We start from the raw sequence: 20,454 nt of genomic DNA, 5'->3' as shown, positions 1-20,454 counted from the left end.
GAAGAAGGCGTCGAATCCCAGGTCCTCGGTGGCCTTCGCCACGGTGAGCAGGGTGTCGTAGGTCGCCCCCTGCTGGGGCTCGGTGAAGATGCGCAGATCCATGTCCTCCATCCTGCCTGCCGCGCCTCCCGTCAACCGCATCGGTGCCCCGGAGCGCACGGATCCCCGGCCGGGGTGAAATCCCCGGTCCGGCGCGGCGGGCGGCGACCGGGCCAGTGACCCGTCCGGGCGATGATCGTTGGCCCGTCGGAGCCGGACCGCCCGGCCCGTGCCCGGCGGCCGAGCCGTCGGGACGTCACGCGCGTACGGCCCCTTGGCGGGGCCGGGGGCCGAGGAGGCCGTCATGTCCGAGGAAACCGTGGGCCGCGCCGGTCAGCCGAAAGGGCTGCTGCAGCAGATGGAGGAGCTGATGGCGGCGCTGAACGCGGACCTTTCGGCGCTGGATGCGGATCTGCAGTCGACCGGGCCCGTGCGGGTGCCCGTCGAAGAGGGCGAGGCCGGCTGAGGCCCTGATCCGGCCGCAGCGCTCAGCGCTCGGGTAACGCCTCTTCCCGGGCGGCCAGTTTGCGCAGCATCTCCAGCACTCTGTCTCTGGACTCGTCCGCCGCGTCGATCGCCTCCATGCACTGCCAGTACGTGGACTCGTCGCGCGCGGAGCTGGCGACGCCGACGAGGGCGATCCCGACCTCGCCGAGCAGGCCGCTGAGGCAGCGCAGGGCCTGGCGGGCGTCGTCCAGTGCGGTGAGCTGGGCGGCGCGCAGGTCGCCCGGGTCGAGCGGCGGGGTGTCCAGCACACCGCAGCCCCGGCCCGCCAGCTCGGTCAAGCCCAGCGCCTCGCCCCGCAGTTCGGGTGGGCCCGACACGGCCAGGCGGCTGCCGACGGCCTGGGCCAGGGCCTGCGCCTGCCAGACCTCGGCCAGGATCTCCGGGGCACTGCCGCTGCCCACCAGCGCCTGCCTGCCCGCCACAATGAGCCGCACCGCGTCCATGCGACGCCCCCGTCCGTCCCCGCCGTGCTCCTCGCACGTGCTGCCCGAACTTCCGTGTCCACTACCCAGAGTGAGGGTCTGTGGGACGAAAAGCCAGAGGAAGGCGGAAATCTGTGGACAACAAATCGGTTTCGGGCCGTCATTTCCTCACGGAGAGTGAAAACGGAGGGGGTCACTCCTGTGGGGGTCGCGCTCCGGATCCGGGAGCCGGGAAGCGGTGCTCGTTGCGCTCGATCTTCGCGGCGAGCGCGGCGAGCGGGTCGATGTCGAGCACCTCGCACAACTGCAGCAGATAGGCGAGGACATCGGCGACCTCGTCCCTGACCCGGTGCGCTGTGCCCGGGTCCGCCATCACCCGCCCGGACTCCTCCGGCGTCAACCACTGGAAGATCTCGACCAGTTCGGACGCCTCCACGCTGAGCGCGGCGACGAGGTTCTTCGGGGTGTGGTACGGCTGCCAGCCACGCGCGGCGGCGAACTCGGCGAGCCTGTGCCGCAGCGCGGCGAGGTCGGGCGGATCGGTCTCGGCGGTCACGGCTCAGGTGTACCACCTCCGCCCCACCGGCCCCGGACCACCCCGACCCGCCGCCACGCCCCCCGCTGCGGGCCTGGACGCCCGAACGCCCCGCCGAACACACCGCACACGCGAATACACCGCACACGCGAACACACTGCACACACCGCACACACCGCACACACCGCACACACTGCACACACCGAAACCCTGCGGCGACCGTCATGTCCGCCCGCACCGCCGCCGCTCCGGGCCCGCCACCGCTCCGGGCCCGCCGCCGCTCCGGGCAAGCGACCGACCGGTCACCGTTCCAGCCGCACCACCGCGGCCTGCGGCACGCCTGCCGCCCAGTCCGGGTCGCTCGTCGTGAAGGCGCAGCGGAGGTGGCCGGGGGCGGTCGTGCCGGCGGCGAGGTGGAGGAGGGAATGGCGTTGGTGGGGGTCGAGGGAGCGGGTGAAGCCGTCGGCGAGGACGGTGAGGGTGCGCATCGCGTCGGGCACCTCGCCGGGGGTGTCCACGTCCAGGACGCCGGGCCCGGTGAGCAGGACCAGGGCGAGTGCGAGGTAGCGCAGTTCCCCGTCGCCGAGGTGGGCGAGGTCCGTGACCGTGCCGTCGCCGCGGTCCAGGACGGCGCGCACGGTGCCGTCCGGCCGCGCTTCGGCGCGCACGTCGGTGACCGGGCCGGCACACCCGGCCGCCACGGCCTCGACGAGCCGGGCGTGCCGGCGGGCGCACTCGGCGCGGGTGCGCCACAGCACGTCGGCGAGGTTGTCGCAGCCGGCGAGCAGCCGCCCGGACCCGGCGGGCACGGGCGCCCGCATCGACTCGGGCCGCGGATCACAGGCGTAGACCGAGCGCAGCGCGACGACCACCTGCTCGGCGGCGGCGAGCACCCGGCGCTGGCCGTCGGTCCGGCCGGCGACGCGCAGCGGCAGCAGTGCGGTGCCCAGGAGGTCGTCGGGAAGCGGGGCCCGGGTGACGGGGGCGGAGCCGGCGGTGTGCCAGGCGGCCTGGACGGTGCGTCGGCCGGGGTCGCGCAGGGCGGTCTGCAGCAGGGTGAGCCGACCGGCGGTCAGCCGCTCGCCGACGATGCGCAGCTCCGGCTCGGCCTGGACCGAGAGGTCGAGCCGGACCGGTCCCACGGGCCCGTCGACCGTGCAGCCGAGGCGGAAGCCGCGGCGGCGCTGGGCGTCGGGGCGCGCCCGCTCGGGCACACAGCCGGCGGCGTCGGGGAACACCTCGTCGAGCGGGGCGCCGCCGCCGAGCCGGGCCAGGGCTTCGAAGGCGCGCAGGGCACTGGACTTGCCGCTGCCGCTGGGCCCGGCGAGCACGGTGACGGGACCCAGCGGGAAGCGGGCGCCTCGGTGCCGGGCGAACGCGGACAGCCGCAGCTCGGTGACGCGGGGACGCGCGGGGTGGACGTGCCCTTCGCCGGATGGCCGGGCCGCGCCGGGTGACCCGGTCCGGGCCGCGCCGGGTGACCCGGTCCGGTCGAGGGACTGGCCGTGAGCCGACGGCGTCCAGGGCTCGTCGGGTGACCGGCCCTGCTCGGGTGCGCGGGGCTCGCCGGGCGGCTGTTCCTGGGTCAGCCGCTCCTCGGTCGGCTGTTCCTCGGTCGGTGGCCGGCCTTCGAGGGGCGAGGCTCCCTGGGCCGGTACGCGGACGCGGGGCAGTGGGGCGGAGGCACGCGGAACCGTCATATGCGGACGGTAGGAGTCCGCCACCGCGCCGAACCGTTCCCTCTTGCCCGCCGTCCCACGAACGAGCGACCTCGTCGGAACGGCTCGGCCCCTCACACCCCCGGGACGCCGGCGCTCTCCATGATGCCGCTCACCTCGGTGCCGGGCGGGGTCAGCAGGAACACGTTGCGGTCGACCCGGTGCATGCCGCTGGCCAGGCCGAACACCACACCCGTGGAGAAGTCCAGCACGCGCTTGGCGACCTCGGTCTCCGCGCCGGTGAGGTCGAGGAGGACGGGGATGCCGGACATCAGGGTCTCGGCGACCTCCCGCGCGTCGGCGAAGACATTGACCCTGAGGACGACGAAGCGGCGCCGGGTCTCGGTCTCCGCCTCGGGCAGCGAACGGTGGTCCACCGCGGAGGGCCAGGCGTCCCGGCCGCGCAGCGGAACGACCTGGGCGAGCCCTTCCCATTGTTCATCGGTGACGTCGTACCGGTTCACCGGATCCCCCCGAACTGACTCGCGTTCCATGGCTGCACCGGCCAATTCTTACGCCATGTCACCCGTACGGCCCAATAACGACACGGACCGCGACCGGAAACGGGCCGACGGGCGGGCCGGCGGGCCCAGGGCGCCGCGGGTTCAGGGGCGCCCGGTGTGGCCGGCGTTCCGGTCCCAGGCCCGTTCCCGGCGCAGGCGGCGGGTGATCACCAGCAGGTCCACGGCGGTGAGCAGCGCGAGGACCGCGCAGACGACGGTGACGCCGGTCAGCACTCCGCTGCTGGGGCTGTCGCCGGCGTCGGACGCCGCGCTCCAGAAGCCGAACCCGACGGCCGCCGCCGTGAAGACGGGGAAGAAGACCGACGCGAGCAGCAGCCGCAGCCCGAGCGCGCTGCGAGCGGTGATCGGCTCGGTACCGGTGCGCGGCCGACGGCGGACGCTCGGGCGGTCCCGCCGCCGGGAGACGTCCGCACGCGAGCCGTACGGGTGCCGGTCGGTCATGTTCCTCGTCTCCCCTCGGTGGTTGGGGCCGGCCGTCTCCCCTCGGTGGCGGTGGCCCGCTCAGTGGTTGGGGCCGGCCCGGCCGATGCCGGCGAGCGCCGAGCGCGGCTCTTCGGTGAGCGCGAGGTCACCGATGCTGACCACGCCGACGGGGCAGCCCCCGTGCTCGACGACCGGGATGCGCCGCACCGCGTACCGGCTCATCAGCTCCACGGCTCGGTCGGTGGTGTCGTCGGGGCCGAGAGTGACCACCGGCGGCCGGCTGCACACCGAGCCGACCGGGGTGCTGTGCGGGTCGCGGCCCTCGGCGACGGCTCGCACGACGATGTCCCGGTCGGTCAGCACACCGAACAGATCGCAGTCGTAGGCGACGAGGACATCGCCGACGTCGTGTTCGCGCATCAGGCCGGCGGCCCGCTCCACGCTGGTCATCGGCTCCACGGACACGGCGCCGGGTGTCATCACGTCGCGGATCGTCCGGGTCATCGCGCCCCCTCTCCGCCCATCCGGTCGAGACACCACTCCTTGGCCATGGCCACGGCCTCCTCCCACGCGCCGGGTTCCTCGAAGAGACGGTTCGCCCCGGCGATCACCCGGACGCTGTGCGGTGCGCCGAGCGACTGCGCGGCCCGCTGGTTGGTACGCAGCACGCCGTCGTCCCGGTCCCCCGCGATGATCAGCACGGGGACCCTGACCCGGCGCAGGTCGTCACCCGCGAGGTCCGGGCGGCCGGCCCACACCACGGCCGTCCGGACCCGGTCGGGCAGATCGGCCGCCGCCCGCAGCACGGCCGCCGACTCGATGCCCGCCCCGAGCAGTGCGACGGGCAGGCCGCGCAGGTCGGGCTGTGCCGTCAGCCAGTCGACGGCGGCCACGACCCGGCGGCCCAGCAGGCCGACGTCGAAGCGCTGGTCGGCGGTGCGCAGGGTGGTGGCGTCCTCGCGCTCGCTGAGCAGGTCCAGGGAGAGGGTGCCGATGCCGGCCGAGCGCAGTTCGGCGGCGACCGTCCGGCTGCGTGGGTCGAGCCGGGAGCTGTCGAGGCCGTAGGCGCACACCGCCGCCGCCAGGGGCGACTCGGGTACGTCGAGGTCACCGGCGAGCGTCACCACGTCCGCGGGAACCCCCACGGTCTGGGAGATCATTCGGTTCACCTGATTTCCGTGCGGTCGTTGTGGTCATGCGGTCATCACGGTCGTTGTGGTCATGCGGTGGTCGCGGTCGTTGTGGTCATGCGGTGGTCGCGGGTCGGCGACGGCTGCGGGCACCGCGGTCGTGCGCCGTTCAGGGGGGATCGCTGTCCCGCAGTGCCTCCAGTACGTCCTCGTCGGTCAGTTGCTCGAAGTCCCGGTACCACTGGCCGACGGCCATGAAGCCGCTCGGGCGGTAGGAACAGACGATCTCGTCGGCCTCCGGGCGCAGGGCCTCGACGGCCTCCGGGGAGCCCACCGGCACCGCGAGCACCACCCGCTCGGGGTCCTGGTGGCGCACCCAGCGCAGCGCGGCGCGAGCCGTCGCACCGGTGGCCAGTCCGTCGTCGACGACGATCGCGGTACGGCCCCGCAGATCGGGCGCGGGACGGCCCTGCCGGTAGCGTTCCTCCCGGCGGTGCAGCTCGGCCCGTTCCCGTTCCACGGTGCCGGCGACGGAGGCCTCGCTCAGCCCGAGCCGGTCCAGGGTCCGCCCGTCGAACAGCGGGGGGTCCTCCCCGGCGAGCGCGCCGACGCCCAGCTCCTCCTGGAAGGGCGCGCCGATCTTACGGACGACGACCACGTCGAGCGGCGCCCCGAGAAGCCGGGCGACCTCGCGGCCCACGGCGACCCCGCCGCGCGGGAGGGCGAGGACGACGGGGTGTGGCAGCACCCCCTTCTCCTGGAGGATGCGCAGTTGCTCGGCCAGCTCCCGTCCGGCCTCACGCCGGTCACTGAACTGCATACGCGCCACTCGCTCCTTCCGCCTCGGCGGCGCACCACCGCCGGACCGTCGCGGCGACCTGTTCCAGGGCGCCGGGTTCCTCGAAGAGGTGGGTCGCCCCGGGCACCACGTACAGGTGGTGGGGTGCGCGCAACCGTCGCAGCGCCTCCTCGTTGAGGGCGAGGACCTCCGTGTCACGGCCGCCGACGACGAGCAGCACGGGCGCGCGTACGGCGGGCAGGGCGTCGCCGGCCAGGTCGGGCCGGCCGCCGCGGGAGACCACGGTCAGGACGCGGTCGGGGCGGCGTGCGGCGGCGACCAGGGCGGCGGCCGCGCCGGTGCTGGCGCCGAACAGCGCCACCGGCAGGTCACGGGTGGCGGGCTGCGTGGCGAGCCAGTCGATGGCGGCGACGACCCGCCCGCCGAGCAGCGGGATGTCGAACCGGTGCTCGGCGGTCAGCTCGTCGCGGCGGTCCTCCTCCTCGGTGAGGAGGTCGATCAGCAGGGTGCCCAGTGCGGCGGTGCGCAGCTCGGCGGCGACCGCGCGGTTGCGCGGGCTGTGCCGGGAGCTGCCGCTGCCGTGGGCGAAGAGCACCACCGCCCGGGCTCCCGGCGGCACCACCAGGTCCCCCGGGACGCCGGCGCCGTCGACCGGCACGAGGACCGATTCGGAGATGGTCGGCATCGTCCTCTCCCTCCGCGTCTCTCCTCGTTCCTCCGTCCCCCTCGACCTCACGGTCGGGCGGGACTCGGTCGCCTTGCGCCCGGGTACCCGGCGCCGACGCCCGCCAACCAGCCGACCCGCCCGCTCGTCGAACTGCCGCGAGGGGTCCGTCCGAGGGGTCCGCCGGAGGCGTCCCGTCCGAGGCGTCCGCCGGGCGCGGGTCAGCGTCCGTGCGCCCCGTCGTCGGCGGTCCCGGGCTTCAGGGAGCAGCTGTTCAGGAGGGTCGCCGGGGTCGCCCCCGTGGGCAGGCCGACCGTGTGGGACGCGGGGGGCCGGTGCCCGGTGAGCCAGCCTTCCAGGGCGGTGAACGCCGAGCGGTGGCAGGGGGTCAGCGGGCGCAGCCGGTCCGGGAAGAGGTCCACCAGGGCGTCGGTGTGGGTGCCGCCCTCGACACGGTAGTAGCGGTGCAGGGCGCCCCGTCCGGCGGCGCGGACCATGCGGGCGTAGACGTCCGAGTCCTGGCTGATCGGCAGCAGCACGTCCAGGGTGCCGTGCAGGGTGATCAGCGGCTTCCCTATGCGTCCGGTGAGCGCGATCCGGCGCACCGCCGGCCCCACCGCGTCGGCCCGCGCCGCGTAGTCGTAGTCCGCGTCGCAGGCCGGTGTGCCGGACGCGCAGTACGGGGTGCCGGCCTCGGTCGGCCCGTCGTAGCCGGGGTCGAGCTCCTCGCGGTAGATGCGCTGGGTGAGGTCCCAGTAGACCTGGTGGTGGAAGGGCCACAGGAACTCCGACCCGGCCGGGTAGCCGGCCGCGTGCAGGGCGTCGCGGGCCCGCTCGGCGCCCTGGCCACCGGCGGCGAACGCCGGGTAGTGGCGCAGCGCGGCGGGCAGGAAGTGCAGCAGGGTGGGCCCGCCGGTGCGCCACAGGGTGCCCTCCCAGTCGACTCCCCCGTCGTAGAGCTCGGGGTGGTTCTCCAACTGCCAGCGCACCAGGTAGCCGCCGTTGGACAGGCCCGTGACGAGGGTGCGCGCCGGCGGACGTCGGTAGTACTGGGCGACGGTGGCGCGCGCGGCGCGGGTGAGCTGGGTGAACCGGGTGTTCCATTCGGCGATCGCGGCACCCGGCGACGTGCCGTCCCGGTAGAAGGCGAGGCCCGTGTTGCCCTTGTCGGTGGCGGCGTAGGCGTAGCCCCGGGCGAGCACCCAGTCGGCGATGGCCCGGTCGCCCGCGTACTGCTCCCGGTTTCCAGGGGTGCCGGCCACGACCAGGCCGCCGTTCCAGTGGTCCGGCAGCCGGACGACGAACTGGGCGTCGTGGCGCCAGCCGTGGTTGGTGTTGGTGGTGGAGGTGTCGGGGAAGTAGCCGTCGATCTGGACGCCGGGCACTCCGCTGGGCACGGCGAGGTCCCGCGGGGTCAGCCCCGCCCAGTCGGCCGGGTCGGTGTGTCCCGTGGCGACGGTACCGGCCGTGGTCAACTCGTCCAGGCAGGCCACTTCCTGGCGCTCGGCCCCGGGTACGCGCGGCTGCGCGCCCCGGGCGCAGTGACCGGCGGGGCCGGGCGGGGCCGCGGGCCCGCCCGGTCCGTGGGGTGCGCCGGCCGCCGTGGCCGTGCCCGTGAGCGGGGTGGCGGCGAGGGCCGCCAGGGCGAGGACCGTGGCGGAGAGGAAGGCCGCGCGCCGTGAGAAGAGCGCGGCGCTGCCGGGGAGGGCGGGACGTGCGGAGCCAGGGCGGCAGCGGACGGGACGGAGGGAGTCAAGGCGGGAGGGGGCGGAACGGGGAAAGGGGCGCATGGGGCGGCCTCCGTGACGGGGGTGCGGCGACGCCCGGGAGGCTATGGCGGCCACGTACCTCGTCCCATGGGCCGGTGGCCCACTGTCCGGCCTCGGGATGTGGGGTGCCCACCCATCCCTACGGTGTTGTGGCCGGTGCGGGTCGCTCCTGGGTCCGGCTCGCGGCACGGACGATGTTGCGGGCCATGCCGCCGAACACGACCGCGTGGAAGGGTGAGACCCCCCACCAGTACAGGTGGCCCAGCAGTCCGTGCGGGTGGAACAGCGCCCGCTGCCGGTAGCGCACGCCCCCGGGCCCGTCGTCGACCCGCATCTCCAGCCAGGCCAGCCCGGGCAGCCGCATCTCGGCGCGCAGCCGCAGCAGCCGTCCGCGCTCGATCTCCTCCACGCGCCAGAAGTCCAGCGAGTCGCCGACCCGCAGCCGCCGGGCGTCACGGCGTCCCCTGCGCAGCCCCACCCCGCCGACCAGCCGGTCCAGCCAGCCCCGGACGGCCCAGGCCAGCGGGAAGGAGTACCAGCCGTTCTCGCCGCCGATCCCCTCGATGACCCGCCACAGCGCGTCCGGCCGGACCGGCGCCTCCCGTTCGCGCACATCGGTGTAGAGGCTGCCGCCCGCCCAGTCCGGGTCGGTGGGCAGCGGATCGCTGGGCGCGCCGGGCAGGGACGCCGACGACCAGTGGGTGCTGACCTGGGCCTCCCGTACGCGGCGCAGCGCGAGGGCGACGGCCCGGTCGAATCCGATGGGGTGGCCGGGCGGGTTGGGCACGTACCGTTCGATGTCCTGGTTCCGGCACACGACCTCGTGCCGCAGCGACTCGGTGAGCGGGCGGGCGATCGACGCCGGGACCGGGGTCACCAGGCCCACCCAGTGGCTGGACAGTCCGGGGGTCAGCACCGGGATGGGCAGGATGACCCGGCGGGGCAGCCCGGCGACGGCGGCGTACCGCACCATCATCTGGCGGTAGGTCATCACCTCGGGTCCGCCGATGTCGAAGGCGCGGTTCACGTCGGACGGCAGTCCGGCGCAGCCCACCAGGACACGCAGCACGTCGCGGACGGCGATCGGCTGGATCCGGGTGTGCACCCAGCGCGGCGTGACCATCACCGGCAGCCGTTCGGTGAGGTAGCGCAGCATCTCGAAGCTGGCGGAGCCGGAACCGATGATGACGGCGGCGCGCAGTACGGCCGTGGGAACGCCGGAGTCGAGCAGGACGCGGCCGACCTCGGCGCGGGAGCGCAGGTGCGGGGAGAGCCGTTCCTCGGGGACGTCGGCGGGGGTGAGTCCGCCGAGGTAGACGATGCGGCGGACGCCCGCCCGGCGGGCCTGCTCGCCGAAGGTGCGGGCCGCCCGGCGGTCGGTGTCCTCGAAGTCGCGGCCGCTGCCCAGGGCGTGCACGAGGTAGTAGGCCACGTCGACGCCGTCCATCGCCCGGGCCATCGCCTCGGCGTCGGTGACGTCCCCGCGAACGATGTCCACCCGGTCGGCCCAGGGGTGGTCGCGCAGCTTGCCCGGGGTGCGGGCCAGGCAGCGCACCCGGTACCCGGCGGCGAGCAGCTCGGGCACCAGCCGTCCGCCGATGTAGCCGCTGGCGCCGGTCACCAGACAGGTCCGGGCGCCCTCGCCCGGACCGCCGTCCGTCGCGCCACCCGGCGCGTCATCCGGCGTGTGCCCCGTCGCGTCACCCGTGCGCTCGTCCATCGACGATCACCTCCTCCACCTCTGCAGCGATCCCGCATCGTTCGTGCGTCGAAACGTCACGGACGCGGTGTCACGCCGCTGCCACGCCTTCTTCTTCCAGACAGCGGCGCAACCGGTCCAGCCCGCGCCGGGTGTGGCTCTTGACGGTGCCGAGCGGCCAGCCGGTGACACCGGCGATCTGGGTCTGGGTGAGGTCCTGGTAGAAGGCGAGGCACAGCACCCGGCGCTGCGGTTCGCTGAGCCGTTCCAGCGCCCGGGCCACGACGACACGGTCGAGCACGGCCTCCTGGCCGCCGCCCGCGCCCTGCGCCGGGGCCGGGAGCCGGGCGGCCACCGCCATCGCCAGTTCGGCGCGGCGGCCGCGGGCGGCCAGGGCGTCCGCCACCTTGCGCCGGGTGATACCGGCCAGCCAGGCGGGGAAAGCACCCCGCTCGGGCGCGTACCCGGCGCGTCCGCGCCAGGCCGCGATGAACACCTGCTGGGTCACGTCCTCCGCGTCGCCCGGGTCGCCCAGCGCCCGCCGGGCGAGCCCGTGGACGAGCCCGGCCCACTGGTCGTGCAGCGCCGCCCAGTCGTCCGGGTCGCGCCACCCGTCTCGGGCCGGGCGGGCGGGGCGGGGCAGGACGGTGGCATCGCCGGGAGCGGCCGGGAGCCGGTTCATGTCAGCCTCCTCTGCGGAGCCGCGCGGCGGCACACGGCCTCGTGACGCCTGCGCGTTCGATGGCCCGACGGGGACCACCCTGAGGGGGACCGGGTGCCCCGGTCTTGCTTCAGCGTGCGAGCCGGGGGACGATGGCGACAACTCGCATCGATACCGCATCCATTTGGCCACCACCATGTCGCGCCACCCCACGAGGCCGCCGCAGGCGAAGCAGCCCCGCCGGCCCCGTCGACCGCGGCAACCGCAGCAGCCCTGCCGGTCGCGGCGACCCCGACTGCCTCGACACCACCGCGTCCCCCGGCTTGCCCTCGTCCCCCGCCTCCCCCACGTCGCCCGTACGGAGTGCCCATGAACGACGCCGGAGACGACGCGGCCGAAGCGGCCGGTCTGACCACCGGGTCGCTCGCCCGGCGGCTCGGCGTCTCCCCGACCACCCTTCGCTCCTGGGACCGCCGCTACGGGATCGCCCCGGCCGAGCGGGCCCGGGGCCGGCACCGCCGGTGGGCGCCCCAGGACGTCGCCATGGTGGAGGAGATGTGCCGGCTCACGGCGTCGGGCGTCCCACCCGCGGAGGCCGCGCGGGTGGCCCGGCTGCGGTTCACCGGGGCCGGCGCCGCTCCCCCTGCCCCGGCCGAGCCCCCCGCCCCCACGTCGGACCTCGCGGGCCCCGCGGACCTCGCGGCGCCGGTGCGCCCGGGCGGTCCCGGGGGCGGGCTGCCGCTGGGCGACGTGCGCCAGGAGTGCCGGGGTCTGTCCCGTGCCGCCGTACGCCTCGACGCGCCGGAGCTGGAACGCCGTCTGCGGGAGGCCGTGCTGCGGCACGGGCTGACGGTGGCGTGGGAGGAGGTGATGGTGCCGACGCTGCGGGCCGTGGGGCGGCGGTGGGAGTCGTCCGGCGACCGCTACGTGGAGGTCGAGCACCTGCTGTCCTGGCACGTCTCCACCGCCCTGCGCAGCGCGCCGCTGCTGCTGCCCTGCCCCGAACCGCTCACCGGAGCACCGCCCGTCGTCCTGGCCTGCACCCCCGGTGAGCAGCACTCCCTGCCCGTCGAGGCACTGACCGCGGCGCTGGCCGAACGCGGGGTACCGACCCGGACGCTGGGCGCGGCGGTGCCCGCGGAGGCGCTGCTGGCCTGCGTACAGCGCACCGGGCCGGCCGCGGTGGTGCTGTGGGCGCAGGCCCGCTCCACGGCGTCGGCCCCACTGGCCCGGCATGTCGCCGGGCTGGAGTGGGGCGTGGCGGGCGCCCGCGGCCGGCCCCTCGTCCTGCCCGTCGGCCCGGGCTGGGACCGGCGCACGTACGGCGACTTCCCGCGCTGCGCCGGGCTGCGCGACACGGTGGAGACGATCGGCCGACGCTACGAGGACAACGGCTGGGGGCGGCAGGCGCGGGCACGCTGACCGAGGCCGCCGCGGCCCCGTCCTCCGGTCTCTCAGTCCTGTCGGCCGCGGGCTCTGCGGAACCGGTCCAGCCCCTCGGAGAGGTGCACCACCGGGTCGGGGTAGTCGAGGGCGGCCCGGTCGCCGCCGGGCAGCTTCCACGGCTCGTGCACCGCGGGCGCGGCCACGCCCCGCAGCTCGGGCACCCAGCGGTGGACGTAGGCCCCGTCGGGGTCGTACCGCCTGGCCTGGGTGACGGGGTTGAGGACCCGGTTGGGGCGGGAGTCCGTGCCGGTTCCGGCCACCCACTGCCAGTTGAGCTGGTTGTTGGCGACGTCGCCGTCGACCAGCCAGTGCAGGAAGTGGGCGGCGCCGATCCGCCAGTCCACGTAGAGCGTTTTGGCGAGGAAGCTCGCGGTGAGGAGGCGGGCACGGTTGTGCATCCAGCCCTCCTCGCGCAGTTGCCGCATCGCCGCGTCGATCACCGGGTATCCGGTGCGGCCCTCCCGCCAGGCCTCGATGTCGGCGCTCGCGGTGCGCTCCGAGCGCCAGCGGTCGCGCTTGGTGCGGTAGTCGTCGCGGGCGGCGGCGGGGCGGGCGGCCAGCACCTGGCGGTGGAAGTCCCGCCAGGCGACCTGCCGCACGAAGGCCTCCGCACCGGGGGTGTCCTGGCGGCGCGCCCGGTGCACCAGCTCCACGGGGGAGAGCGTGCCGAAGTGCAGGTGCGCGGAGAGCCGGGAGGTGGCGTCGGCGGCCAGGTCGTCGCGGGTGTCGTCGTAGGCGGCCAGACCGCGCCCCCAGTAGGCGGTCACCCGCTTGCGCCCCTCGCTCTCGCCGCCGGCCGGGAGACCGGGCGAGACGCCGGGGACGTCGGCCCGCGCGGGCAGCGGCTCCCCCTTGACGTGCTCGGGCACGCCCACCCGGCGCGGGGCACCGGCGACACCCCGCAGCCGGGTCTGCGCCCAGCGGCGGTAGTACGGCGTGAAGACGGCGAAGTGGTCCGACGAGGCGGGAGTCAGCTCACCGGGCGGGACGGCGACGGTGACCGCGTCGTGGACGAACAGCCGGCGGCCGTCGCCCTCCAGGGCGCGGCGCAGCCGGTCCTCCCGGCGGACGGCGAACCGGCTGTGCGCCGCCGCCATGTGCACCTCGTCGGCGTCCGCCTCGGTCACCGCCCGGCACACCTCCGTCGCCAGGTCCCCGGAGCGGACCACCAGCCGTCCGCCGCGCTCGCGCAAGGAGGCGTCCAGGTCGGCGAGGCAGTCGGCGAGGAACGCGTTGCGGTTGGGCGTGGCGAACCCGGCCGCCGCCACGGCGTCGTCCCGCACGAACAGCGGGACGACCGAGTCGGCCGAGTCGAGGGCGGCACGCAGCGGGGGGTGGTCGTGCACCCGCAGATCGGAGGTGAACAGGACGACCGAGACGGACATGGGCTTCAGCTTCTCTCTCCGGTTGCCTGGCGCTGCCGGTGTGGCTCGCCCTGTCTTCGGGCGGTGCGGCGGATACGGATGCGCCGCGGAGGCCGTGTCCGGCGGGCTCCCGGGCACCCGGGCACCCGGGCACCCGGGCACCAGCAGGGCCGTACGCCCCGTGCGTCATGTCCCCGAGCCCGTCTCGCCCCTCCGCCCATCGCGCGGGCGTGCGGTTCTCCCGGCACCCGGCCGGGTACCCGGCGCGCTCCGGAACGGAGCAGCCGTGAGGCACACCCGGCCGTGGCGCACGTTCGCCGTGCTCACGGTGCGGACCGCGCTGCCCGCGGAGCGGACCGCGAGCCCCGGCTTCGACCCGTACGCGCACAGCCTGCCCCGCCTGGCTCCCGGCGCCGCACTGGCCGGGGCCCGCAGCGCCGCGTACCGGGGCTCACGTACGGGACGCCGTGGCCGCCGGAGCGACCGGAACCGCCGCCTCGGGCGCGGCTCACCGGCGGGCGGGTGAGCGGGGCGCCCGCGCGCAGGCTCCCGGGGGCGGCCGGACGGGCGGTCGGCCCACCCGCTGCCGCGGGTCACTGGCGGGTCACTGGCGGGTCACTTCGCCAGGAAGGCGAGCAGCGCCTTGTTGACCTCCTCCGCGTGGGTCCAGAGCAGGCCGTGCGGGGCGCCCTCGATCTCCACGTAGTCGGCGGACGGGAGGGCCTTGTGGAACAGCCGGCCCGTGCTGTCGATGGGCAGGATGCGGTCGCCGGTGCCGTGCAGGATCAGCGCGGGCACGTCGACGGCCGGGATGTCGTCACGGAAGTCGGTGTACCAGGTCGAGGGCGCGGCAGCCGCAGCGTAGAAGCCGCCGCGCGCGGCGACGTTCCAGCTGTTGCGCACGGCCTCCTCGCTGATCCTGCTGCCGAGGTTCTCGTCCAGGTTGTAGAAGTCCTGGTAGAAGCTGGTGTAGTACGCGTACCGGTCCGCCTTGACGGCTGCGACGATCCCGTCGAAGAACTCCTTGGGCGCGGCCCCGCCCGGGTTGTCGTCGCTCTGCAGCAGGCACGGCTCCAGTGAGGCGAGGAACGCCGCTTTCGCGACCCGTCCGGAGCCGTGGCGGGACACGTACCGGGCGACCTCGCCCGTGCCCATCGAGAAGCCGACGAGCACGGCGTCGCGCAGGTCGAGCCGCTCCATCACGGTGTTCAGGTCGTCCGCGAAGGTGTCGTAGTCGTAGCCGGTGGTCGGCTGGCCGGACTGCCCGAAACCACGGCGGTCGTAGGTGATCACCCGGTACCCGGCGTCGAGCAGCGCGGCGCTCTGGCGCTCCCACGAGTGACCGTCGAGCGGGAAGCCGTGGATGAGCACGACCGGCTGCCCGGACCCGTGGTCCTCGTAGTACAGGTCGATGTCGGTGGAGTTCTCCCGGCCCACTGTGATGAACGGCATGAGCTGATTCCTCGTTTCGGCTCGGCTGTCAGGGACGCGGTCACACGCCGGGGCGCTCCCGGCAGTACGACGAGTCGCCCGGCGCACCGATCCTTGCCCACGAGCGCAGACCTCACAACCGCGACCCCGGCGCCGGACGACGTACCCCCGCCGCCGCCCCCCTATTCAGGCGCTTCGGCAGCTGGGCGCCGGCAGAAGCCTGGGCCAGGACGAGTTCGAGGCCGTGGGTCTCGACCGCCATCGAAGCAACGAGGACTGGGTTTCGTCCCGTCCCTCGTGAGCGCGGCGCCCGGGTGCAAGCGGTCGTCGATCGGCAGCCAGCGGTCGGCAATCGGCGCTCAGCGGTCAGCGGTCAGCGGTCAGCGGTCGGCTCCAGCCGCTCGTGGCCGTCGTCGGTGTTCCGCTCCCCCCCTCTCGCGCAGGGCGCGCGCGAACTCCTCGGCCCGCGCGAGCTGGACACGCAACCTGGCCACCTGCTCGGCGGCCTCCCGCTCGTATCCCCTGACGCGCTCCAGGAGTGCCGCTCGTTCACCGTGCGTCAGCGGGCCGCCGTCGAGGCGGTCGGTCGCGTCGAGGAGGTCCCGCATCTGGTCCAGGGTGAAGCCGAGCGGCTTCATGCGGCGGATCACCATCAGCCGCTCGACATCCCGCTCGGTGTAGAGGCGGAAGCCACCCTGCGAGCGGGCCGAGGGCACGACGAGGCCGGCGTCCTCGTAGTGCCGGATGGTGCGCAGGGACAACTCGGTCCGCGCGGCGACCTCGCCGATCTGCATGTGCTCGCCGTCCACGTCCGTCGCTCTCCGACCCGTCTCGGTGCGGCGGACAGCCCGCCGGCCTCTACCCTAACGTCAGGGTAGAGTTGCCGGTGGCGCGTGGCGTTCCGCCGCGCCGCCGTTGCCGTGTCGGGGCCGATGGCGCCCCCGGCGAAGCCACGATCGTCGCAGGAGAGAAGTGTGCGCGAGCCCATGACGCCCGGCACCGCCGCCTGCCCACCGTGACGCGTCGCCACCGCATGTGAGTCCGTCGCCCGCACGGGCGGCGCGCCTCGTTCCCGTTCGTCCTCCGGTTCCGTGCGTACGGAGCCGCCCGCGGGGTGCCGCCCCGGCCGCTCCGCGTCCTCCCGCCCGCCCCTGCCCGCCGAAGTGGGGCGTGCCCGAGCACGACAGGTCTTCCTTCCCCTTGTCCTCTGTTGCTTCCCCTGACTCCCCGAACGGTGCTTCCCCCGACTCCCCGATCACGCTCCTGCGCCGTGTGAAGCCCGACTGGCTGGGCGACCCGAAGGTATGGCGCACCGAGGTGCTGGCCGGCCTGGTCGTCGCCCTGGCTCTGATCCCCGAGGCGATCTCGTTCTCGGTCATCGCCGGTGTCGACCCGGCACTCGGCCTGTTCGCGTCGTTCACCATGGCCGTGACGATCGCGATCGTCGGCGGCCGGCGGGCGATGATCTCCGCCGCCACCGGAGCGGTGGCCCTGGTCATCGCCCCGCTCAACCGCGAACACGGCCTCGGGTACCTGGTCGCCGCGGTCATCCTCGCCGGTGTCTTCCAGGTGATCCTCGGAGCGCTCGGGGTGGCGAGGCTGATGCGGTTCGTACCGCGCTCGGTGATGGTCGGCTTCGTGAACTCCCTCGCGATCCTGATCTTCATGGCCCAGGTCCCGGAGATGACGCACGTGCCGTGGGCGGTCTATCCGCTGATCGCCGCCGGCCTGGCGCTGATGGTGTTCTTCCCGAAGGTCACCACCGTGATTCCGGCGCCGCTCGTGTCCATCGTCATCCTGACCGTGATCACCGTGGGCGCGTCGATCGCCGTTCCCACGGTGGGTGACAAGGGCGACCTGCCGTCCTCGCTGCCGGTGCCGGGCCTGCCCGACGTGCCCTTCACCCTGGACACGCTGAAGATCATCGCCCCGTACGCCTTCGCCATGGCGCTGGTCGGCCTGATGGAGTCGCTGATGACCGCCAAGCTGGTCGACGACATCACCGACACCCGTTCCGACAAGACCCGCGAGTCCATCGGCCAGGGTGTCGCCAACATCGTCACCGGCTTCTTCGGCGGCATGGGCGGCTGCGCCATGATCGGCCAGACGATGATCAACGTGAAGGTCTCCGGCGCCCGCACCCGCCTGTCCACCTTCCTCGCCGGCGCGTTCCTGATGGTGTTGTGCATCGTCTTCGGGCCGGTCGTCTCCGACATCCCGATGGCCGCGCTCGTCGCCGTCATGATCATGGTCTCGGTCGCGACCTTCGACTGGCACTCCGTGGCCCCGAAGACCCTGCGGCGGATGCCCGTCGGCGAGATCACCGTCATGGTCGTGACCGTGGTCTGCGTGGTCGCCACCCACAACCTCGCGATCGGCGTCGTCGTCGGCTCGGTCACCGCGATGGCGATCTTCGCCAAGCGGGTCGCCCACTTCGCCGAGGTCACCGCCGTCACCGACCCCGACGGCTCCGCGGTGGTCTACCGGGTCAGCGGTGAGCTGTTCTTCGCCTCCTCCAACGACCTGGTCGGGAGGTTCGACTACGCGGGCGACCCGGACAGGGTCGTCGTCGACCTCAGCGCGGCACACGTCTGGGACGCGTCCTCCGTGGCCGCCCTCGACGCCATCGAGACGAAGTACGCCCAGCGCGGCAAGACCGTCGAGATCATCGGGCTGAACGACCCGAGCGCCGACCTCCACGGCAAGCTAAGCGGCGAACTCACGGCCGGTCACTGACCCCCGCCGCGGACCACGTACGCGTGGGGGCGGGGCCGTACGCCTCCACCGCGCGGTCCGCAGCGCCGGCCGACCCTACGGTCCGGCCCCGCCGGACCGGCCAGTGGAGGCGTACATCTCCCTTCCTCGTGCGCCTGGGCAGGGCACAGCCTGTTGGACGGCGACCGCCCGCGTTCGCCAGGGAGATCGACACTGCGACGGCTTTCCGCCCAAGGGCCGCACAGCTGGTACCGGGCGCACCGGCCAGGACGCTCACTTGACCGTTCGGTCAAGCGGCTTTACGGTTGACCGAACGGTCAACTGGAGGCCCGATGACGGACGACACCCGCACCCGCCTCGTACAGACGGCGCGTGCGCTGATCCACGGCTCGTCCTTCGCCGAGGTCGGCATCGGCGACCTGTGCCGCGAGGCGGGAGTGCACCGCGGCAGCCTCTACCACTTCTTCCCGTCGAAGGAGGCCGTCGGCCTGGCCGTGATCGACGCCAACTGGGAACTGCTCAAGGCCCTCCTGGACGAGGCGTTCGGGAGCGAGGCACCGCCGCTGGAACGCATCGACGCCTTCGTCGTCGGATTCGCCGGCATGCTGACCGCCGCGCGGGACTCGATGGGCGCCGTGCCCGGCTGCCCCATCGGCAACCTCACGCTCGAACTCGCCGGACGGCCGGGGGCGGCCCGGCACAGGATCGCCGAGATCCTGACCACGTGGCAGCGGTACTTCCGCGAGGCGATGAGGGAGGCCGTGCTCCGGGGCGACGTCCCGGCAGGAGTGGACCCCGACACGGCCGCCCTGCGCGCACTGGCGTACCTCCAGGGCATCACCCTCATGGCCAAGGCGTACGACCGGCCGGCCCTTGTCGCGGAGGCCAGGACCGCCGTTCGCGCGCTGGTGGAGACCCCCGTCACCTGATCCCGGCCACCTGACCCCAGCCCTCGGACCCGGCCACTCAACCCCGGCCCGCTCCGCCCGCGCCCACCCCCTGCCGCCACTCCGGCCCCATCCCCGACCCCGTCACCCGGCCTCCGCCCCACAGCCCCGTCACCCGACACCGCCCCCTTCCCTGTCTTTCCCCTGCCCCTTCACTTGACCGAACGGTCAACAGATTCCGCCCCCGCCCCGAGGAGCACGCATGGACCTCCGCCCGACCACCCGCGACGCCGGCTCGGACTACCGCTTCGAACGCTTCCGCACACGGCTCCTGATCGAGGACATGACCTTCGGCCGGAATGCCCTCGGCCCCGGCAGCCCACTGCCGGAGTTCGACCTACCCACCCTCGACGGAGACCGGTTCGCCTCCCGGACGCTGGGCGGCCGGCCGGTGCTCATGGTCTTCGGGTCACGGACCTGCCCCGTCACCGAGAGCGCCGTGCCGGTGCTCAAGCGCCTGCACGCCCGGTTCGGTGACCGCGTCCGCTTCGTACTGGTCAACACCCGCGAGGCGCACCCGGGTCAGACGATCGGCCAGCCCACCACCGCCGAGGAGAAACACCGGCACGCCGAACGGCTGCGTCACCACCACGGCGTCCCGTTCGAGGTCGCGGTCGACGACATCGACGGCACCCTGCACCGCGCCTTCACGCCCAAGCCGAACTCCGCCTACCTCATCGACACGGACGGCACGATCCGCTTCCGCTCGCACTGGGCGAACGACGAACCGGCCCTGCGCCGGGCACTCGAGCAGGCGGCGGCCGGGTCTCGCGTCCACGGCCGCAGCCGCGCCATGGCGGGCCCCCTGCTCCGTGCCGTCGGGCACCTCCCGGGCATCGTCACCGCCGCCGGCAGCAGGACCGGGCGCGACATCTGGCGTGCCGCACCCCCACTCGCCGTGCTCGGCACGCTCTCCCGGCTCTTCACCCGCCTGCCGGCCGACCGGCGGGCCCCGCCGCGGCCGCCGCCCTGCTCGCCTGCGCGGCCGCCGCGGCCCTGCTCGCCACCCTGACGTGACATCACCAGCCCTTCCAGGCACCTCCACACCCGCACCCACACCCACAAGAGCCACCTCTTGCATATGATGTGCAAATGCAAGATGTATGCATAAAGGAGGCCTCGGCGGCAGACCTCGGTGGGGCGCGGGCGGTGATGCTCGACGCCGTGTACCGCGACTTCGGCACGGGGTACGTGCCGCGCTGGCACGCCGACATCATCGACCCGGTCGCCTTCTATCTCGCACCGCCGCGGCACACCCTGCTGGTCGCCGTCGACGAGCGGGACGGGACGGTGGCGGCCACGGCGGCACTGGATGCGCGGGGCCCCGCGCATCCGCCGAACCCGCGGCGACTGGCCGAGCGGTATCCCTCGGGCGAGACGGCGCAGTTGCGGCGGGTGTACGTGCGCCCCGAGTTCCGGCGGCGGGGCCTGGCCCGGCGGCTGGTGGCGGGGCTGGTGGACTTCGCCGAGGCGGACGGCGGCTACCGGTCCGTGTACCTGCACGCGTATCCGCACTCGCCCGGCGCGATGGGGCTGTGGCGGGCACTGGGCGAGGTGGTCTGCGACGAGCGGGAGGAGGTGCCGGGCGGCGGGAGCGGCGTCGTGCACTTCGAGATCCCATTGCCTAAATGATAATCATGTTCATATACTCCGGGTCGCGG

Annotated in this window: 22 protein-coding genes and 1 pseudogene; 7 read left to right on the top strand and 16 right to left on the bottom strand. The window is 74.3% G+C overall.

Features of this window, described 5'->3' with window-relative positions; translation table 11 throughout:
• A pseudogene (locus tag AC3ET3_RS28225) lies at positions 1-102 on the bottom strand (LLM class F420-dependent oxidoreductase); the annotation flags it as partial.
• A gap of 241 nt (positions 103-343) precedes the next feature.
• Here AC3ET3_RS28225 and AC3ET3_RS28220 point away from each other — a divergent pair.
• On the top strand, positions 344-505 hold the full coding sequence (locus AC3ET3_RS28220) for a hypothetical protein (RefSeq protein ID WP_432137773.1): 162 nt from the start codon (positions 344-346) through the stop codon (positions 503-505).
• A gap of 22 nt (positions 506-527) precedes the next feature.
• On the opposite strand, the gene AC3ET3_RS28215 is transcribed toward AC3ET3_RS28220, so the two are convergent.
• From AC3ET3_RS28215 to AC3ET3_RS28160, 12 genes are all read right to left on the bottom strand, one after another.
• Positions 528-989 carry a DUF6099 family protein gene (locus tag AC3ET3_RS28215; RefSeq protein WP_432158662.1) on the bottom strand — a complete coding sequence of 154 codons (462 nt, stop codon included), beginning with the start codon at positions 987-989 and terminating at the stop codon, positions 528-530.
• A gap of 172 nt (positions 990-1,161) precedes the next feature.
• Positions 1,162-1,524: a nucleotide pyrophosphohydrolase gene (locus AC3ET3_RS28210; protein ID WP_432137775.1), complete on the bottom strand. Its 363-nt coding sequence runs from the start codon at positions 1,522-1,524 to the stop codon at positions 1,162-1,164.
• Between the two features lie 281 nt (positions 1,525-1,805).
• The gene (locus AC3ET3_RS28205) at positions 1,806-3,203 is read right to left on the bottom strand and encodes an AAA family ATPase (RefSeq protein WP_435613106.1); all 1,398 of its coding nucleotides are present in this window, start codon (positions 3,201-3,203) and stop codon (positions 1,806-1,808) included.
• 92 nt (positions 3,204-3,295) lie between these two features.
• Complete coding sequence (locus AC3ET3_RS28200) at positions 3,296-3,715, bottom strand: cell division protein SepF (RefSeq protein WP_432137777.1); 420 nt, start codon at positions 3,713-3,715, stop codon at positions 3,296-3,298.
• Between the two features lie 111 nt (positions 3,716-3,826).
• Positions 3,827-4,186 (bottom strand): DUF6343 family protein, encoded by a 360-nt coding sequence (locus tag AC3ET3_RS28195; protein ID WP_432137778.1) that lies wholly within the window; start codon positions 4,184-4,186, stop codon positions 3,827-3,829.
• Positions 4,187-4,246: 60 nt separating this feature from the next.
• Positions 4,247-4,672 (bottom strand): CBS domain-containing protein, encoded by a 426-nt coding sequence (locus AC3ET3_RS28190; RefSeq protein ID WP_432137779.1) that lies wholly within the window; start codon positions 4,670-4,672, stop codon positions 4,247-4,249.
• Complete coding sequence (locus tag AC3ET3_RS28185; protein ID WP_432137780.1) at positions 4,669-5,328, bottom strand: dienelactone hydrolase family protein; 660 nt, start codon at positions 5,326-5,328, stop codon at positions 4,669-4,671. Before AC3ET3_RS28185 ends, AC3ET3_RS28190 begins: the two co-directional genes overlap by 4 nt.
• Positions 5,329-5,467: 139 nt before the next feature.
• Complete coding sequence (locus AC3ET3_RS28180) at positions 5,468-6,118, bottom strand: phosphoribosyltransferase (protein WP_432137781.1); 651 nt, start codon at positions 6,116-6,118, stop codon at positions 5,468-5,470.
• Positions 6,105-6,782: a dienelactone hydrolase family protein gene (locus AC3ET3_RS28175; RefSeq protein ID WP_432137782.1), complete on the bottom strand. Its 678-nt coding sequence runs from the start codon at positions 6,780-6,782 to the stop codon at positions 6,105-6,107. The genes AC3ET3_RS28180 and AC3ET3_RS28175 overlap by 14 nt, the downstream gene beginning before the upstream one ends.
• A gap of 200 nt (positions 6,783-6,982) precedes the next feature.
• Positions 6,983-8,551 carry a 3-hydroxybutyrate oligomer hydrolase family protein gene (locus tag AC3ET3_RS28170; RefSeq protein WP_432137783.1) on the bottom strand — a complete coding sequence of 523 codons (1,569 nt, stop codon included), beginning with the start codon at positions 8,549-8,551 and terminating at the stop codon, positions 6,983-6,985.
• A gap of 118 nt (positions 8,552-8,669) precedes the next feature.
• Positions 8,670-10,250 (bottom strand): SDR family oxidoreductase, encoded by a 1,581-nt coding sequence (locus AC3ET3_RS28165; RefSeq protein ID WP_435613105.1) that lies wholly within the window; start codon positions 10,248-10,250, stop codon positions 8,670-8,672.
• Between the two features lie 70 nt (positions 10,251-10,320).
• The gene (locus AC3ET3_RS28160) at positions 10,321-10,911 is read right to left on the bottom strand and encodes a sigma-70 family RNA polymerase sigma factor (protein ID WP_432137785.1); all 591 of its coding nucleotides are present in this window, start codon (positions 10,909-10,911) and stop codon (positions 10,321-10,323) included.
• Between the two features lie 348 nt (positions 10,912-11,259).
• Here AC3ET3_RS28160 and AC3ET3_RS28155 point away from each other — a divergent pair, with 348 nt between their 5' ends.
• Positions 11,260-12,312, top strand: coding sequence for a MerR family transcriptional regulator (locus AC3ET3_RS28155; RefSeq protein ID WP_435613104.1), 1,053 nt, complete (start codon positions 11,260-11,262; stop codon positions 12,310-12,312).
• A 32-nt stretch (positions 12,313-12,344) separates the two neighbouring features.
• Here AC3ET3_RS28155 and AC3ET3_RS28150 read toward each other — a convergent pair whose 3' ends face one another.
• The gene (locus AC3ET3_RS28150) at positions 12,345-13,721 is read right to left on the bottom strand and encodes a cryptochrome/photolyase family protein (protein ID WP_435613103.1); all 1,377 of its coding nucleotides are present in this window, start codon (positions 13,719-13,721) and stop codon (positions 12,345-12,347) included.
• A 265-nt stretch (positions 13,722-13,986) separates the two neighbouring features.
• On the opposite strand from AC3ET3_RS28150, the gene AC3ET3_RS28145 reads away from it, so the two are divergent.
• A complete protein-coding gene (locus AC3ET3_RS28145; protein ID WP_432158666.1) occupies positions 13,987-14,226 on the top strand; it encodes a hypothetical protein in 240 nt (79 codons plus the stop codon).
• Between the two features lie 89 nt (positions 14,227-14,315).
• On the opposite strand, the gene AC3ET3_RS28140 is transcribed toward AC3ET3_RS28145, so the two are convergent.
• Positions 14,316-15,152: an alpha/beta fold hydrolase gene (locus AC3ET3_RS28140; protein ID WP_432137789.1), complete on the bottom strand. Its 837-nt coding sequence runs from the start codon at positions 15,150-15,152 to the stop codon at positions 14,316-14,318.
• A gap of 359 nt (positions 15,153-15,511) precedes the next feature.
• Positions 15,512-15,940, bottom strand: a complete 429-nt coding sequence (locus AC3ET3_RS28135; protein WP_435613102.1) for a MerR family transcriptional regulator — start codon at positions 15,938-15,940, stop codon at positions 15,512-15,514.
• A gap of 454 nt (positions 15,941-16,394) precedes the next feature.
• Between AC3ET3_RS28135 and AC3ET3_RS28130 the strand changes: the two genes are divergently transcribed.
• The 4 genes from AC3ET3_RS28130 to AC3ET3_RS28115 all read left to right on the top strand — a co-directional run bounded on the left by AC3ET3_RS28130 (position 16,395) and on the right by AC3ET3_RS28115 (position 20,425).
• Positions 16,395-17,867, top strand: coding sequence for a SulP family inorganic anion transporter (locus AC3ET3_RS28130; RefSeq protein ID WP_432158668.1), 1,473 nt, complete (start codon positions 16,395-16,397; stop codon positions 17,865-17,867).
• A gap of 311 nt (positions 17,868-18,178) precedes the next feature.
• Positions 18,179-18,775: a TetR/AcrR family transcriptional regulator gene (locus AC3ET3_RS28125; protein ID WP_435613101.1), complete on the top strand. Its 597-nt coding sequence runs from the start codon at positions 18,179-18,181 to the stop codon at positions 18,773-18,775.
• 220 nt (positions 18,776-18,995) lie between these two features.
• Positions 18,996-19,805, top strand: a complete 810-nt coding sequence (locus AC3ET3_RS28120) for a TlpA family protein disulfide reductase (RefSeq protein WP_435613100.1) — start codon at positions 18,996-18,998, stop codon at positions 19,803-19,805.
• 80 nt (positions 19,806-19,885) lie between these two features.
• The gene (locus AC3ET3_RS28115; protein ID WP_435613099.1) at positions 19,886-20,425 is read left to right on the top strand and encodes a GNAT family N-acetyltransferase; all 540 of its coding nucleotides are present in this window, start codon (positions 19,886-19,888) and stop codon (positions 20,423-20,425) included.
• Positions 20,426-20,454: the final 29 nt, after the last annotated feature.

Source organism: Streptomyces sp. bgisy159 (genome assembly GCF_057707805.1).
The sequence above is the reverse complement of the archived record's forward strand: the minus strand, read 5'-3'. Positions and strand labels throughout refer to the sequence as shown.

What these genes read in the sequence shown, in the direction of transcription:
- AC3ET3_RS28220 (WP_432137773.1), top strand. Translation starts at nt 344, where the DNA reads ATGTCCGAGGAAACCGTGGGCCGCGCCGGTCAGCCGAAAGGGCTGCTG.
- AC3ET3_RS28215 (WP_432158662.1), bottom strand. Translation starts at nt 989, where the DNA reads ATGGACGCGGTGCGGCTCATTGTGGCGGGCAGGCAGGCGCTGGTGGGC.
- AC3ET3_RS28205 (WP_435613106.1), bottom strand. Translation starts at nt 3,203, where the DNA reads ATGACGGTTCCGCGTGCCTCCGCCCCACTGCCCCGCGTCCGCGTACCG.
- AC3ET3_RS28200 (WP_432137777.1), bottom strand. Translation starts at nt 3,715, where the DNA reads ATGGAACGCGAGTCAGTTCGGGGGGATCCGGTGAACCGGTACGACGTC.
- AC3ET3_RS28195 (WP_432137778.1), bottom strand. Translation starts at nt 4,186, where the DNA reads ATGACCGACCGGCACCCGTACGGCTCGCGTGCGGACGTCTCCCGGCGG.
- AC3ET3_RS28190 (WP_432137779.1), bottom strand. Translation starts at nt 4,672, where the DNA reads ATGACCCGGACGATCCGCGACGTGATGACACCCGGCGCCGTGTCCGTG.
- AC3ET3_RS28185 (WP_432137780.1), bottom strand. Translation starts at nt 5,328, where the DNA reads ATGATCTCCCAGACCGTGGGGGTTCCCGCGGACGTGGTGACGCTCGCC.
- AC3ET3_RS28180 (WP_432137781.1), bottom strand. Translation starts at nt 6,118, where the DNA reads ATGCAGTTCAGTGACCGGCGTGAGGCCGGACGGGAGCTGGCCGAGCAA.
- AC3ET3_RS28175 (WP_432137782.1), bottom strand. Translation starts at nt 6,782, where the DNA reads ATGCCGACCATCTCCGAATCGGTCCTCGTGCCGGTCGACGGCGCCGGC.
- AC3ET3_RS28170 (WP_432137783.1), bottom strand. Translation starts at nt 8,551, where the DNA reads ATGCGCCCCTTTCCCCGTTCCGCCCCCTCCCGCCTTGACTCCCTCCGT.
- AC3ET3_RS28165 (WP_435613105.1), bottom strand. Translation starts at nt 10,250, where the DNA reads ATGGACGAGCGCACGGGTGACGCGACGGGGCACACGCCGGATGACGCG.
- AC3ET3_RS28160 (WP_432137785.1), bottom strand. Translation starts at nt 10,911, where the DNA reads ATGAACCGGCTCCCGGCCGCTCCCGGCGATGCCACCGTCCTGCCCCGC.
- AC3ET3_RS28155 (WP_435613104.1), top strand. Translation starts at nt 11,260, where the DNA reads ATGAACGACGCCGGAGACGACGCGGCCGAAGCGGCCGGTCTGACCACC.
- AC3ET3_RS28150 (WP_435613103.1), bottom strand. Translation starts at nt 13,721, where the DNA reads ATGTCCGTCTCGGTCGTCCTGTTCACCTCCGATCTGCGGGTGCACGAC.
- AC3ET3_RS28140 (WP_432137789.1), bottom strand. Translation starts at nt 15,152, where the DNA reads ATGCCGTTCATCACAGTGGGCCGGGAGAACTCCACCGACATCGACCTG.
- AC3ET3_RS28125 (WP_435613101.1), top strand. Translation starts at nt 18,179, where the DNA reads ATGACGGACGACACCCGCACCCGCCTCGTACAGACGGCGCGTGCGCTG.
- AC3ET3_RS28120 (WP_435613100.1), top strand. Translation starts at nt 18,996, where the DNA reads ATGGACCTCCGCCCGACCACCCGCGACGCCGGCTCGGACTACCGCTTC.
- AC3ET3_RS28115 (WP_435613099.1), top strand. Translation starts at nt 19,886, where the DNA reads ATGCAAGATGTATGCATAAAGGAGGCCTCGGCGGCAGACCTCGGTGGG.